This window comes from uncultured Altererythrobacter sp., assembly GCF_913057185.1.
Classification (GTDB): domain Bacteria; phylum Pseudomonadota; class Alphaproteobacteria; order Sphingomonadales; family Sphingomonadaceae; genus Erythrobacter; species Erythrobacter rubellus.
Genome location: NZ_CAJXNK010000001.1, coordinates 293,869 through 308,378 on the forward strand (window position 1 = coordinate 293,869; position 14,510 = coordinate 308,378).

13 protein-coding genes are annotated in these 14,510 nt (G+C 58.1%); 5 read left to right on the plus strand and 8 right to left on the minus strand.

What is annotated here, in order from left to right:
* Positions 1–14: 14 nt before the first annotated feature.
* Both QZ487_RS01445 and QZ487_RS01450 read right to left on the minus strand, forming a co-directional pair.
* A complete protein-coding gene (locus QZ487_RS01445) occupies positions 15–485 on the minus strand; it encodes a hypothetical protein (RefSeq protein WP_296023020.1) in 471 nt (156 codons plus the stop codon).
* On the minus strand, positions 482–1,159 hold the full coding sequence (locus QZ487_RS01450; RefSeq protein WP_285976009.1) for a YggS family pyridoxal phosphate-dependent enzyme: 678 nt from the start codon (positions 1,157–1,159) through the stop codon (positions 482–484). Before QZ487_RS01450 ends, QZ487_RS01445 begins: the two co-directional genes overlap by 4 nt.
* Between QZ487_RS01450 and QZ487_RS01455 the strand changes: the two genes are divergently transcribed.
* Positions 1,158–1,718, plus strand: a complete 561-nt coding sequence (locus QZ487_RS01455; RefSeq protein WP_296023021.1) for a thiamine phosphate synthase — start codon at positions 1,158–1,160, stop codon at positions 1,716–1,718. The genes QZ487_RS01450 and QZ487_RS01455 overlap by 2 nt on opposite strands.
* Positions 1,719–1,923: 205 nt before the next feature.
* A complete protein-coding gene (locus QZ487_RS01460; protein ID WP_296023023.1) occupies positions 1,924–4,275 on the plus strand; it encodes a DNA translocase FtsK 4TM domain-containing protein in 2,352 nt (783 codons plus the stop codon).
* A gap of 2 nt (positions 4,276–4,277) precedes the next feature.
* Here the strand turns inward: QZ487_RS01460 and QZ487_RS01465 are convergent, their stop codons facing one another.
* The 6 genes from QZ487_RS01465 to QZ487_RS01490 all read right to left on the minus strand — a co-directional run bounded on the left by QZ487_RS01465 (position 4,278) and on the right by QZ487_RS01490 (position 11,175).
* Positions 4,278–4,526, minus strand: coding sequence for a hypothetical protein (locus QZ487_RS01465; protein ID WP_285976012.1), 249 nt, complete (start codon positions 4,524–4,526; stop codon positions 4,278–4,280).
* An 88-nt stretch (positions 4,527–4,614) separates the two neighbouring features.
* A complete protein-coding gene (locus QZ487_RS01470) occupies positions 4,615–5,661 on the minus strand; it encodes a substrate-binding domain-containing protein (protein WP_296023024.1) in 1,047 nt (348 codons plus the stop codon).
* Positions 5,662–5,775: 114 nt separating this feature from the next.
* Positions 5,776–7,173 carry a porin gene (locus QZ487_RS01475; RefSeq protein ID WP_296023026.1) on the minus strand — a complete coding sequence of 466 codons (1,398 nt, stop codon included), beginning with the start codon at positions 7,171–7,173 and terminating at the stop codon, positions 5,776–5,778.
* Positions 7,174–7,310: 137 nt separating this feature from the next.
* The gene (locus tag QZ487_RS01480; protein WP_285976015.1) at positions 7,311–8,576 is read right to left on the minus strand and encodes an NADH:flavin oxidoreductase/NADH oxidase family protein; all 1,266 of its coding nucleotides are present in this window, start codon (positions 8,574–8,576) and stop codon (positions 7,311–7,313) included.
* Positions 8,577–8,581: 5 nt separating this feature from the next.
* On the minus strand, positions 8,582–8,986 hold the full coding sequence (locus QZ487_RS01485; protein ID WP_285976016.1) for a thioesterase family protein: 405 nt from the start codon (positions 8,984–8,986) through the stop codon (positions 8,582–8,584).
* A complete protein-coding gene (locus tag QZ487_RS01490; RefSeq protein ID WP_285976017.1) occupies positions 8,983–11,175 on the minus strand; it encodes a S9 family peptidase in 2,193 nt (730 codons plus the stop codon). Before QZ487_RS01490 ends, QZ487_RS01485 begins: the two co-directional genes overlap by 4 nt.
* 126 nt (positions 11,176–11,301) lie before the next feature.
* Here QZ487_RS01490 and QZ487_RS01495 point away from each other — a divergent pair, with 126 nt between their 5' ends.
* The 3 genes from QZ487_RS01495 to QZ487_RS01505 all read left to right on the plus strand — a co-directional run bounded on the left by QZ487_RS01495 (position 11,302) and on the right by QZ487_RS01505 (position 14,487).
* Positions 11,302–13,107 carry an aminopeptidase P family protein gene (locus QZ487_RS01495; RefSeq protein ID WP_296023027.1) on the plus strand — a complete coding sequence of 602 codons (1,806 nt, stop codon included), beginning with the start codon at positions 11,302–11,304 and terminating at the stop codon, positions 13,105–13,107.
* A 102-nt stretch (positions 13,108–13,209) separates the two neighbouring features.
* Complete coding sequence (locus tag QZ487_RS01500) at positions 13,210–13,602, plus strand: VOC family protein (protein ID WP_285976019.1); 393 nt, start codon at positions 13,210–13,212, stop codon at positions 13,600–13,602.
* A 225-nt stretch (positions 13,603–13,827) separates the two neighbouring features.
* Entirely contained in the window at positions 13,828–14,487 is a 660-nt protein-coding gene (locus QZ487_RS01505) for an EF-hand domain-containing protein (RefSeq protein WP_285976020.1), read from the plus strand.
* The last annotated feature ends 23 nt before the right edge of the window (positions 14,488–14,510 follow it).

Consider the following 14,510-nt stretch of genomic DNA (forward strand, 5'->3'; position numbering starts at 1 on the left):
TTTCTTTTTGCGACCTAACCTTGTTCGGTGCCTTGTTCGGCAATCAGGATCAGCGCGATCTGCCTGTCGTCGAAGCAGACAAATCCCCATTCCACGCTCGTGCGCGAAATCGGATTCCACAAGCCGTCATAACGGTTGGATACAACCGTCAGCGAAGTTCTGTCGAATGCGGCCAACAGGTCTTGCGCGCAGCGAGACGCGGCGGTGGAACCAAGCCATTCCTTTGACGGGTTGGAGATATCGTTGGCGATCGCCTTTGTCAGTTCGCCAACCGCTGAACGCGGACTATCCGCATCGCCATGCGCATCAAGCAGTTCCCAATTGAAGCCAATTGGTGTGAAACCGAGTTCACTGACGAAAGTGTCGGCAACCGCGGAATGCAGCCCGGTATCAGGCGGCGTCAGGCCATGGTGAAACGAAGTGCGAGCGCCCGTATTCAGCCGGGGCAGCCATTCGGCTTCAAACCGCTCCAGCGCCTCGCTCACTGCCCCTGCTTCCGGCGCTCACCAAACAGTGCGGTCCCTACACGCACATGGGTCGAGCCCAGCATCACAGCGGTTTCATAATCGCCGCTCATGCCCATGCTAAGCTGATCCAGGCCATTGTCGGCCGCCAGCTTGAACAAATATGCAAAGAATGGCGCAGGTTCGATGTCGAATGGCGGAATACACATCAGGCCAAGGATCGGGATCTCCGCCGCCTTCGCTTGCTCTATCAACGCAGGCAAATCAGCGATTGCGCAGCCCCCCTTCTGCTCTTCCTCACCAATATTGACCTGAATGAAACACGGCACACGTTTGCCCGCTTTGTCCATCGCTTTGGCAAGTGCTTTCAGCAGGCTGGGGCGGTCCAGACCGTGAATACAATCAAAAAGCGCGACTGCTTCGTCCGCCTTGTTGGATTGCAATTGCCCGATCAGATGCAGCTCAACATCGGGATAGGCTTCGCGCAGCGCAGGCCATTTCTCCTGCGCTTCCTGAACGCGGTTCTCTCCGAAGACGCGATGCCCGGCCTCCAGAAGTGGCGTGATCTTCTCCGCAGGATGGGTCTTGCTGACCGCAATCAATGTAACGTCATCGGTCTCGCGGCGCGAAGGCTTGCACGCCTTCGCGATATTGGCGCGGACTTCATCGAGGCGATATGCTGCTTCATTTGCCATGACAGCGCGCTATAGCGTGGCAATGGCGCAGTTCCAGCATCTTCCTGACCTTTGGTTGCTTTCAGACGAACGCAATGACGGCACGCTGGAGGAATCCCTGGCTCGGTTGCCGCGCGCATCAGGCTTTGTTTATCGCCATTATCATTTGGATGACCCGCAGCGTTGGGCCAGGTTTCAGCTATTGAAGCGTGTGTGCCGCGCGCTTGAACATGTGGTCATTCTGGCTGACAGCACACTAACCGCGCGCGAATGGGGCGCTGACGGTATCTATGGTGCACCGCGATCCCTCTATCCAACGCGTACCGATATGCTGACAATCGCAACGGCGCATGATCTCGAAGAGATTGGGCAAGCGAACCGCGCAAGGGCCGACGCGGTGATGGTTTCACCCGCGTTTGCAACCAATTCACACCCTGAGACCCCATTTCTTGGACCAAATCGGTTCAGAATGCTCGCGCAGCATGCCGATATGCCTGTCATCGCGCTGGGCGGTATGAACCAGCGTACGGCGGATCGGCTGAAGTGGCCGCGCTGGGCGGCGATAGATGGGTTGAGCTAGCTTGTTGCGCTGAAGTCCCAGCCACCCGCGCCTTCCACCCTTCCACCCTTCCACCCGGATTGTATCCCGGTAGGCTCCGGGTGGAAGGGTGGAAGGCGCGGCTGGCAATGGCACGCTACAAAGACACCGACGCTTGAGGCTCTAAAAACGTTGACCGCGAGTCCTCGAAGATTCATGGTGTGTTCTTGTAGGAGAGATTGCCCCGATGGCTACACGGTCAATGCGCAAAAAGGGACAGGCAGACTGGCGCGCGGCATTCCGTCGCTCGATGCGCCGCGCCGGTCAGATGGCGGGGGCGGGCGGGCTCCTGATCCTGTTGGTTTTTCTGACCCTGGCGCTGGCAAGCTATACCCAGACTGACCCGTCCGGTTCCACGGCCGCATCGGGCAATGACATTCGCAACTGGATGGGTGCAAGCGGGGCTTGGGCCGCAGACAAGGTGCTGGGCACATTTGGCATAACTTCGGTGCTGCTGCTGCCGCTCATCTACATCGGCGCGCGCGGGCTTTGGCGCGAGGTCGAGCACGAAGATGAAGATAAAGGCACCCGGTGGTGGCTGCCGCTCGGCATGCTGCTCGTCGCAATGGTGTTGCTCTCAACCTTCCTGTCCTTGATGTTCGAAGGGCCGGACAGCACGCTGCCTGCGCAGATGGGCGGCATTTCTGGCCTATTGGGCGCTAGCGCGGTCAACGCCGTGGCGGACCGTTTCGGTGAAGGCACGTCTGGCTGGGTTACAGGCGGGCTGGTGTTCGCCAGCCTGGCCGGCGGCATTGCACTTACCACGCGCGTATTCGCGATCGACTGGCGCAGCCTGCTGACCTTGCCGGACTTCGTACGCAATCTTCTGCCAGTGCGCAGCACTCGCGAGATCACCGATGAGACAAGCACGCCCAGATTGAAGCGCGCAAAACCGAATCGGGACCGAGGCGATGCGGAGGTTCTGGCAGATCCTGCACCGCGCCGTACACCGACGATCACTGATCCTACCAAACCGCCCAAGAAAGCCGCACTCGCGAATGCCAAGCAACGCGATATGTTCGCAAGCTTCGACTTGCCGAGCCTCGATCTGCTCGAGGACATGCCCGAGGACAAAGGCGTCAAGCTGGACAAGATGGCGCTCGAGCGAAACGCGCGTCTGCTTGAGAATGTGCTCGACGATTTCAACGTCAAAGGTGAGATCACCGCAGTGCGTACTGGCCCGGTTGTGACGATGTACGAGCTGGAACCAGCACCGGGCATCAAGGCCAGCCGCGTTATCGGCCTGGCCGAAGATATTGCCCGTAATATGAGCGCGATCTCCGCCCGCGTTGCACCGATCCCGGGAAAGACGGTGATGGGCATCGAGCTTCCCAATGCCGAACGGCAAATGGTGAGCTTCAAAGAGCTTGCCGCTTGCGCAGCCTTTGCGGAAAACAAGGGCACGCTGCCGATTATCCTGGGCAAGGATATCGCAGGCGAGCCTATAGTGGCGGACCTTGCTGCCATGCCGCACTTATTGGTCGCTGGCACGACCGGTTCGGGTAAGTCGGTGGGCCTCAACGCGATCCTGTTGTCACTGCTATATCGTTTCACACCGGCTGAGTGCCGCTTGATCCTGATTGACCCCAAGGTGCTCGAGCTCAAGAGTTATGATGATATCCCGCATCTGCTCAGCCAGGTTGTGACGGAACCGCACAAGTCCGTGCGCGCGCTTAAATGGGCGGTCGAGGAGATGGAGCGCCGCTATCGCATGATGAGCAGCGTGAACTCGCGCAATATCAGCGGTTTCAACGAGAAGGTTCGCGCCGCCGCCGCCAAGGGCAAGCCGCTGGGCCGGCGCGTGCAGACCGGCTTCGATCCCGAAACGGGTGAGGAGCTGTTCGAGGAAGAACAGCTCGATTACGAACCATTGTCGATGATCGTCCTGATCGTGGACGAGCTGGCTGATCTGATGGTGACGGTCGGCAAGGAAATCGAAGTCCTGATCCAGCGCCTCAGCCAGAAATCACGCGCGGCGGGCATTCACCTGATCATGGCAACGCAGCGCCCATCAGTCGATGTCATCACCGGCGTGATCAAAGCGAACCTGCCGACACGGATCAGCTTCAAGGTAACCAGCCGGATCGACAGCCGCACCATTCTGGGCGAGCAAGGCGCCGAGCAGCTGCTTGGCCGCGGTGATATGCTGTACAAGCCCAACACCGGCGCGCTGACCCGCGTCCACGGGCCGTTCGTGAGCGATGATGAAGTCGAAAGAGTGGCGAACTATTGGCGCAGCCAGGGCAAGCCTGAATATGTCGACGCGGTTACCGAGGAGCCGGAAGATGGCGGCGGGCTGAGCTTTGAAGACGAATTCACCGCCAGCGACAATCCCGAAGAGCGCAAGTACCGCCAGGCCTGCCAGATCGTGATCGAAAACCAGAAAGCCTCTGGCTCATGGCTCCAACGCCAGATGGGCGTGGGCTACAACACCGCCGCCAAATGGATCGAGCGGATGGAAAGCGAAGGGCTGGTCGGCCCGGCGAACCATGTCGGCCGCCGCGAAATCTTCCGCGATCAGGATGGCAATCCGATCTGAGATCAAGAAGGATCGTCATCTTGGGTTAGCTGGGAGTCTTGCCATTGCTTGTGTGTTTGCCCGTTGGCTTGCATGACCTGCGCTAGCGTGACGGCTTCGGAGAGCGGGGCGAGCCCTGGCTCAAGCGGTGCATCTTCAAAACTGGCCGGGTTGAATTTTGGATCTGGCGACGTCAGCCATATCAAGAATAGCACGATGACAATCAACCCGATCATCGCGCCGAGTGCCTCCGCTGTGCATCGCCCAGCCATATAGCACAAAGCGCCTTAATACGAAAAACGCCGCACTGCCAGATTGGCAGAGCGGCGCTTCGATCAGAAGTAACCGGAAGGGAGAGGATTACTTGCTGAGGTCGTCAGCTGTGATTGTGACATAGTTCTTTGCAGCGAGCTCGTTCTTCGCGCGCTCGGCTTCTGGTGAAGGCACCAAGCCGATCTTGGTCAGAGCACCATCCGGCCCCCAGCTACTGACCCACTCTTGCAAATACTCGTCAAGGCCGCGGATCGCGCTGCGGTGCGCAGCCTTCACATAAACGAAAAGCGGGCGAGCACCGGGATAAGAGAAGTTGGAGATGTTCGCATAGGTTGGGTCCACGCCGTTCATCGGCAAGCCCTGCACCTTGTCGGCATTCTCTTCGAGATAGCTGAAGCCGAACACACCGATCGAGCGCGGGTTGCTCTCGATCTTCTGCACGATCAGATTGTCCTGCTCACCCTGGTCGACATATTTGCCGTCAGCGCGCACTTCAGTGCAAACCTGATCATAGCGATCTTCATCGCTTTCTTTCAGAGCTTTCATGTCTTCATTGGTCTTGCAGCCAACTTCAAGGACGAGCTCTTTCAGAGCATCGCGAGTGCCCGAGGTGGACGGCGGGCCATAGACAAAGATCGGCTCATTCGGGAGCGAAGGATCAACATCGGACCATGTTTCATTGGTCTGCTCGCCGCCATACGGATTGGCTGCCAGCGCTTCATAAACGATCTTGGGGGAAAGGTTCATCATCAACCCGCCTTGCGCGGATGCAAATGCGATTCCGTCAAGACCGACCTGCAACTCGACGATTTCCGTCACACCGTTTTCCTGGCAGGTTTCAAACTCAGACATCTTCATGCGGCGCGATGCATTGACCATGTCAGGGGTGCTTGCGCCAACGCCAGCGCAGAACAGGTTCATACCGCCGCCAGTGCCGGTCGATTCGATCAGCGGAGAATTGAATTCGGGGTTAGCGCGAGAGAAGTTTTCCGCCACTTGCTTGGCAAACGGGAAAACCGTTGAAGAGCCAACCGCGCGAATTGAGTCGCGGGTGCCGCCGCCGGCACCTTCACCGCAAGCGGCAAGGGCGAGGCTCGAAATTGCCAGAAGGCAGGTTGTTTTTACAAAACGCATGGAAAAATCCTTCAATTGACCCCTAGATATGAGATGCGCTTAGGGGAGATGCGTGACAGTAATGTGACAATTGTTAGTCAGCCCGGAGCGTGTCTTCCAGGCCGACCTAGAGGATCAGAAATCGATCTGAGCGCGAACGCCGATTACATCTGCGCTGTAATCCGTATCGCCGGTTGCGGTCGGGTGAACAGCATTCGAATAGTCGAGCTTACCATAATTCGCGAGCAGCATGGTGTAGTCGGTTGGCTTCCACACCAGCGACAGGAAATAGCCGTCCTGTGTCCCGCCTACGATACCGGCATCGCTGAGGTCGAGGCGATCATAGCGTGCGTTGAGCTGGATCGAACCGATGCCGCCTTCGCCGACAGGATTGGCTGGTTTGGTGCGGTCAAACTTGCCGCCCTTGTAGCCGCGCGTGTCGCCGCTTGTCAGGAAGTAACCGATTTCGGCATAGCCGCCGAAGAAGGTCGGATCATCAGCGCCCATTGGCAGGTTGACGCTCTGCCAATAGCCTTCAGCCGCGCTGTGGAACGGGCCAGCGATGAACGCGCCTTCAAGACCAAATCCAAATTCGCTGGTTGCGCCCAGATTGCCAGTGTTGATGAAACGCTCTGACGTGAAGTGGACCAATGGACGCTGGCGATAGCGAACGGTCTCGCCGGTTTCGAGGTCGGAATAGTGAACCGAGCCGCCGAAATGCAGTTGAGTGTCGCCGGCCTTCGGATTGAAGACCACGCGGCCATCCGCGCTCCAGTTCTTATTGGAAAGATCTTCCAAATTGTCAGTGAAGAGACCTGTCTGGATCAGAAGATCGCCGCTGCTGAAGGTGGCGGCCGCACCGACCCGGCGTTCGAAACCGAAAGCGTCGGTGAAGGCCGCGCGCTCGATAAAGCTGGTATGGAGCGAACTGGTCAGTTCTTCCAGTGACTGGAAGGTATTCATCTGGCCAACGCTGATTTCTGCATCACCAGCTTCGTATGAGATGATCGCATCGGTGACGGCCACATCGTTGCCCGCGAAGTCGACTTCGAACTTGTAGGCAAAACCGCCGGGCATATCGCCAGAGACGCCCAGGCGTGCGCGACGCGCTTCGCTACCGAAACCGTCGCTGCGGCCAGTCGATGAAGGTACTGATGTAATGCCTGCGTCATATTGCAAGCGACCGCGTGGCTTGAAACTCCAGCCGCCATCGGCCTTGATTTCAGGCGCGCCTTTGAAGGCAATGCTTGCGCCCGCGTTCGCCGCTTCAGCTGCTGCGACCGCCGCACTTGCCGTCTCGCTTGCGGCAGATGCAGCTTGCGACGCTGCTGCGGCCTGCGTCGCTGCGACGTCTGCCTTGGATTCCGCTTCAGCAAGTTCCGCTTCAAGCGTGTCAATCCTGGCTGCCATCGCAGCCATTGCCGCACGCATTTCAGCGAGCTCTGCAGAAAGCTCGGAATTGTCCTGCGCGATGGCGGGTGAAGTAAAACAAAGGGCGCCAGCCGCTGCTGACAAAAGCAATGCACGTTTCATTGTGTGTGTTCCCTATGACCGTTTTGCTGCGGCACTATGACGGGAAAATTACATTTTTGAGACATGCCGCGCTGGCGCGCACACAGTCGGAGCAACCAACTGAAATCAAACAGGATTACTTATGCACAGAAGATTGGTCAGTTCGCCCGCCACTTGCGGTAGCCCTTGGCGCGCTTTGCCGCGCGATATTGATCGGCCACTAGCGCGATAACAGCTGAACCGCCATCACCCGGCGGCTTGTTTTTGGCCATTTTCTCAAGCTGTTGCTTGGTCAGCGCCATAGTCGCGAGGCCATTGAGGGTGGCATCCTTGAAGCCGGCTTGCGGAAGCGAAACGTTGGCATTCGTTCCTTCACGCCAATGCTTTGGCAGATCCGGATCGCTGGCCAGCGCACGCGCAATGCCCAGCAATTGTACGCCAAAGCCCGTTTCATCCTTCGCCAGCGCGGCTTCAGCAACTTCCATCTTCGTGATGCCGCCTGTCACCATGATCGGCATATCGGCAACTTTCGCGATCTGACGGGCGAAATCGATAAAGTAGGTCTCGCGCGCGGCCGTTGAAGAACTTGGGGTTGAGCCTTCCTGCGGATTGCCTTGCATCGCGGGGCTCTCATAGCTGCCGCCTGAAAGCTCGACAAAATCGAGCCCGTGACCATTAAGCCATTCCAACACTTGCCTTGCGTCTTCGAATTCGAAGCCACCGCGCTGAAAGTCAGCCGAGTTAAGCTTGAGGCCCACACCGAAGCTGAGCTTCACACGCTGACGCACCGCTTCAACAATCCGCAACAGGAAGCGCGCGCGATTTTCAAGGCTGCCACCCCATTCATCATCGCGCTTATTGGTGAGCGGCGAGAGGAACTGGCTGATAAGATAGCCATGCGCACCGTGGATCTGGACACCATCAAAGCCTGCTTGTTCGGCCAACTCCGCAGTGTCTGCAAAACGCGTGATGATCGCTTCGATCTCGCCCACTTCGAGCCTGCGGACGGGTGCGAAGAGTGATGAGAACTTGCCAAGGTTGAGCTCCACACCAGAGGGCGAAACGGCAGTCTCTCCCAAGCTCTTGTAAAGCTGGCGTCCCGGATGACTGATCTGGAGCCAGAATTGCCCACCAAAGGATTGGCCGATCTCTGCCCATTTCTTGAACGGCGCCAACTCAGTGCCTTTCTGCAGCACCACACCGCCTGGACCGGTCAGCGCGCTAGGGTCAACCATAACATTGCCGGACAGGAGCAAGCCTGTGCCGCCCTTCGCCCATTGGCGGTAAAGCGCGAACAGCTTCTCCCCCGGGTATTGCCCCGGCTGCACGGCCATATTTTCTTCCATCGCAGCCTTGCAGATGCGGTTGGGTAGCGTGCTGCCATTGGGCAACGTCAATGGTGCAAACAATGGGCTCTTGGTCATGCGGCTTATTCCCCCGATAGCTGAAAGGGCGCTATCACTTCAGGGCGAACGCGCACAAGCCGCTGTGTTTTGCGGTCGAGCATGGCCCAGGTGGTGCGCGCAGAGACGATCACCTTGCCCGCCGCGTTGCGGAAGTCGACCCGGCGATCAGATTTCGCGCCTTTGGCAGGCCCGTCGATCCACGTATCTCCGGTCACACTTTCGCCCGCTGCGATATTGCCGCGGTAATCGATCTCGTGCCGGATCACGACCCAGAAGAATTGCGCATTGTCTTCCGGCCGCGCGGCTGCATCCCAATGCGCGGTGGCGATATCCTGAACCCAGCCGACCCAGACGGTATTGTTGACATGCCCGAGCTCGTCAATGTGCTCGGGCAACGCCGTGAACTTTCTGGTGAAGCTAGTGGTCAATCTGCCCCCTCGGCTTCGGTCATGCCCATCTGCCACAGGATAAAGGCGTATTCTTCCGCGACCTCATAGACCGAATTCCAACGGCCCGACTTACCGCCATGCCCAGCGCCCATATTAGTCTTCATGAGCAGCTCTTTGTTGTCAGTCTTTACATCGCGCAATTTGGCGACCCATTTGGCTGGCTCCCAATAGGTCACACGTGGATCGTTAAGACCGGCGGTAACGAGCAGCGGCGGATAGTCTTGCGCGCTCACCTGATCATAGGGCGAGTAGCTGAGGATGTAAGCGAAGGCCTCTTTGCTGGTCAGAGGATTGCCCCATTCCTGCCATTCGCCCGGTGTCAGCGGCAGGCTTTCATCAAGCATGGTGTTGAGCACGTCGACAAACGGCACATGGCTGACCACTGCGCCATATTGCGACGGGTCTTGGTTGATGACCGCCCCCATCAGCTCGCCGCCGGCTGAACCGCCTGATGCGGTGACTTTACCTTCGCTCGTATAGCCCAGCTCAATCAGCCCGCGCCCCGCATCGACAAAGTCGTTGAAGGTGTTGCGCCGCTCGAACATCTTGCCTTGCAGATACCAGCGGCGGCCCAGATCATCGCCGCCGCGAATATGCGCGATGGCATAGGCAAAACCGCGGTCGACCAGGCTCAGGCGCGTGGTAGAGAAACCCGGCGGTACCGCGTAGCCATAGGCGCCATAGGCATAGAGGTGCAGCGGTCCGGCTTTTTCTTCCAAAATCTCTTCGCGATCCTTACGCATCACGATGCTGACCGGAACCTTTGTACCGTCACGTGCAGTGATTTCGACCCGCTCGGTCGTATAGAGCGAGGCATCGTAGCCCGACGGGATTTCCTGCTGCTTCAACAGCTCCAGCTCGCCCGATGCTAGATGATAGTCATAGACCGAACCCGGGGTGATCATGCTTTCGTAAGAAAGGCGCAACTTGCTGACATCGTATTCGGGATTATTCGAAAGGCCGGTGTCGTAGCTGGCTTCAGGAAAATCGATCGATTTCATGTCGGACGCGTCGGCATAACTGCGGATCTGCACCTGATCGAGCCCGTTCAGGCGCCCTTCGGTAACGTAGAAATCCTTGAACAGCTCGAAACCGGTCAGGTAAAACTCGTCCGAGCCTGCAATCACCGTTTCCCATTCACCGGGGGTCTTCAGCGAGGCCTTGGCCAGGCGGAAGTTGATGTGATTATCATTCGTCCAGATGAAGATCTCTCCATCCCGCACATCGATAGAATATTCGACGCCTTTCTGGCGTGGCTTGATCAGAATCTGCTCGCCGGTAGGGTCGTCAGCACGCACCAGCCGTACTTCGCTCGTCTCATTGTCGCCCGTGGCAATGATCAGCCAGTCATCCTGCGCGGTAAGACCAGCCCCCACACCGAAGCTCTGGTCGTCCTCTTTGTAAAGCGTCACATCGCTTTCCACCGGCGTGCCGATCACATGCAGCTTGGCCTCCAGCGTGCGCCATTCCTCGGTCGATGGTCCGTAAACCAGCGCCGTGTCATTCGCGACCCAGGTCAGCCCGCCACGCAGATTGGTGAGCTCGTCATCCAGCAGCTCACCCGTCTGCAAATCCTTGATCCGTGCAGTGTAGCGTTCCGATCCATTGGTGTCGGTCGAATAGGCAAGGAAACGCCCGTTCTTGCTGACCGATGCAGCGCCAAGGCGGAAATACTCATGCCCCTCTGCAAGCTCATTTTCATCAATGATAAGCACCGGATCACCGCCAGCAGCGGGTTTGCGATAGTGCTTGCGATATTGCGCGCCTTCTTCAAACTCGGACCAATAGATCCAGTCCCCATCCTTTTGCGGGACAGTGCTGTCGTCTTCCTTGATCCGCGCCTTCATCTCTTCGAACAGCGTGTCGGTCAGCGCCTTCTGCGGCGCCATACGCGTTTCGAACCAGGCGTTTTCAGCCTTCACATAATCGAGCACGTCTTCGTCATCGATCGTGGGGTATGATTGGTCTTTCAGCCAGTGATACGGATCGCTGACGGTAATTCCGTGGTGGGTAAAGCTATGCTCGCGCTTTTCGGCGATCGGGGGGGAGGTTGGTGCCTCACTTGTCACGTTAGTTGATTCCTCTTGATTGGCAGCATGGGCAGCGGCGAGCGGCGAAATCGCCAGACAAGCTGCGAGCGCGCCATGTGCAATGCGCGTTAAACTCATTGGGCATCCTTCTGTGCGAACCCAGCGCGGGTGGAATACCGCGCGCTGAAAGACTATGTGGTGAGTCGTTTAGAGATTAGCGCTCATGCCGCAAGCCTGAAGCGCTCAACACGCAGGATCGATCATATGTTGATGCAAACCCACGAAGCGCGTCTCGACGCGTTGAAGCAGGAATTGAAACGTCGCGAACTGGACGGGTTCATCATACCCATTTCGGATGAGCATATGAGCGAATATGTCGGTGCCTATGCACAGCGGCTTGAATGGCTGACCGGATTTGGCGGCAGCGCAGGCAGCGCTGCGGTGCTGCTAAACACAGCCGCGATCTTTGTTGACGGCCGCTATACCGTGCAAGTGCGCGATCAAGTGGACGAAAAACTGTTTGAATACCGCTCTGTGCCCAAGGATACGATTGGCGGATGGATCGCCGACCATGCCGGCCAAGGCGCGAAGATCGGTTACGATGCATGGCTGCATAGCAGGGCGTGGGTAAATACGGTTTCAGCGCAAGCGGCCAAAGTGGGCGCAGAACTGGTACCTGTCGACGGCAACCCGCTTGACGCCGTGTGGCAGGACCAGCCCGAGCCATCCGATGCGGTGGCAATGATCCAGACAGACGAGCACACTGGGCGCTCCTCGGCTGAAAAGCGCGCGGAGATCGCAGATTGGCTCAAGGCCGAAGGTCACGATGCAGCGGTCATCTCCGCGCTCGATTCGGTGGCGTGGCTGTTGAATATCCGCGGCTCAGACATCGCGCATACGCCAGTCGCGCTAAGCTATGTCGTTGCACATGCCGATGGGACTGCAGAATTGTTCATCGGTTCCGAGAAAGTCACGCCGGAGCTGTCACAGCACTTGGGCAATGCGGTGACGATCCGTGAACGCGGCACCTTTGCAGACGCGCTTGGAACAATGGCAGGGAAGAAGGTCGCGGTTGATCCCAATTATGCCGTGGCCGGGATTGCTCAGGCGCTGGAGGCAGGTGGCGCAACCGTGAGCTTTGAGCGCGACCCCACCATTCTGCCGCGCGCGATCAAAAATCCGGTCGAACAACAAGGTCACCGCGACGCGCAGGCCCGCGACGGCGTCGCTGTAAGCCGTTTCCTGCGCTGGATCGAGGAAACTGCGCCGTCGGGCGAAGTCGACGAGCTGGCCGCCGCGGCAAAACTGCTCGAATTCCGCCGCGAGCTGGGCAACCTCAAAGACATCAGCTTCGACACCATCTCTGCCGCTGCCGGTCACGCCGCGCTGCCGCATTACAAGGTCGATGAAGACAGCAATATTCCGATCCCGCCCAGCTCAATCTTCCTGTGCGATTCAGGTGGGCAATATCCGGCGGGCACAACCGATATCACGCGCACTGTTTGGGTTGGCCCGGGTGAACCAACAACAGAGATGAAAGACCGCTTCACGCGCGTTCTCAAGGGCCACATCCAGATTGATCGCGCCATTTTCCCGCAAGGCACCTGCGGGGGTCAGCTGGATGCCTTTGCCCGGCAATATCTCTGGGAGGCAGGCGTCGATTACGCGCATGGTACTGGCCATGGCGTAGGTAGTTTCCTGTCAGTCCATGAAGGGCCACAGCGCATCGCCAAGCTTGGCGGCGGTCAACCCGGAGCGGACGAGGAACTGTTCGCAGGCATGATCCTGTCGAACGAACCTGGCTATTACAAAGTGGGCGAATTTGGCATCCGGATCGAGAATCTGATCCTGACCGTACAACAGGATATCGAAGGCGCAGAGGGCGAGTATCTGGGGTTCGAATGCCTGACCTTTGTGCCGATCGACCGTACACTGGTTGAAGAGACCCTCCTGACCGCTGACGAGATCAATTGGTGCAATGATTATCATGCCAAGGTCTGGGATATCTTGAGCCCGCAGATGGATGGCGAGGACTTGGCCTGGCTGGAAAAGCATTGCGCTCCGCTTTGATAGGCGGAAATCCTTAGGTCGGCTTGTGGAACTGCAAATGTTCTTGTAATGTTCTTACATTGCGGGTCGCGAAATTTGTGACTCATGACGGGAGAGTATGTGATGATCGGTTATGTAACGCTGGGCACGAACGATCTGCCGCGCGCCGCCAAATTCTATGACGCTATCGCCGCTGAAATGGGCGTCGGACGGATGATGGACTTCGATACTTTTATTGCCTGGGGCGCATGGGATGGCGGTGCAGGCATAGCCGCGACCAAACCGTTCGATGGCAAGGAAGCGACCGTCGGCAACGGCACGATGGTGGCCATCGAAGCCAAGGACAAGGATCAGGTCCATCGACTGTATGACATTGCAATGGTACACGGTGGAACCGATGAAGGCGCGCCGGGCCCACGCGGTGAACCGGATGAGAACGGCAAGGTGTTCTATGCCGGATATTTCCGTGACCCAGACGGCAACAAGCTCAACGCTTTCCTTATGGCAGACGCCTGAGGCATATTTCGCGCAAATGAACAGAGGTCTGAAGGTGATACAATCTGCGACAATTTGCCTCTAAACTGGCATACTCCTGCGACACAGCGCCGCGAGATAAGTGTTCAAGAGTTGCAGAAAGCGGACCGTTTGCATTCCCCTGTGCAAGCAAGGCCCCCTCCCTCTCAAAATGTGGTTAGGTTCGTTTTCTGCAGCTCGCACGACACATTCATAGGAGCAAACACAATGCGTAAACTCACACTCACCCTTTCAGCCGCCGCTCTTGCCATTGGCGCTTCTGGCGCGGCCTTCGCTGACCATCATGGCGGCAAGCGCGGACCCGATGCCAATGGCGATGGCAATGTGACACTTGAAGAAGCGCGCACTCACAGCGCGAAGATGTTCGAACGCGCCGATGCCGATGGCAATGGCGTGATTGATCGGGCAGACCGCGCTGCAAAGCAGGCAGAGCGCTTTGCCAAAATGGATGCAAACGGCGACGGCGAAGTCACGCAGGCTGAAATGCAGGTCGCGCGCGAAGCACGACAGAGCCGACGCCAGGAACGCCGTGGTGATCGCGCAGAACGCATGTTCGCCCGCGCAGACACCGATGGCAGCGGCGGTCTTAGCCAGGAAGAGATGTCTGCAGCCCGCGAAGCGATGCGCGCTCGGGCAGGAGAACGCGGTGGTCGCGAAGCGCGACAAGGCCGCGGTGGTCCTTCGCGGATGATGGCTATGCTACGCCGCGCAGATACCAATGGCGACGAAGCTGTGACGCGCGAGGAATTCGATGCGGCTATAGAGACGCGTTTTAACAGTGCAGATAAAGATGGCTCTGGCACGATTTCATCTGCAGAGCGCAAGGCAGCGCGCGAAGCGATGCGCGAGCAGCGCAGCGGACCCTAGGCGGTCAAGTACTCGACTTGTGC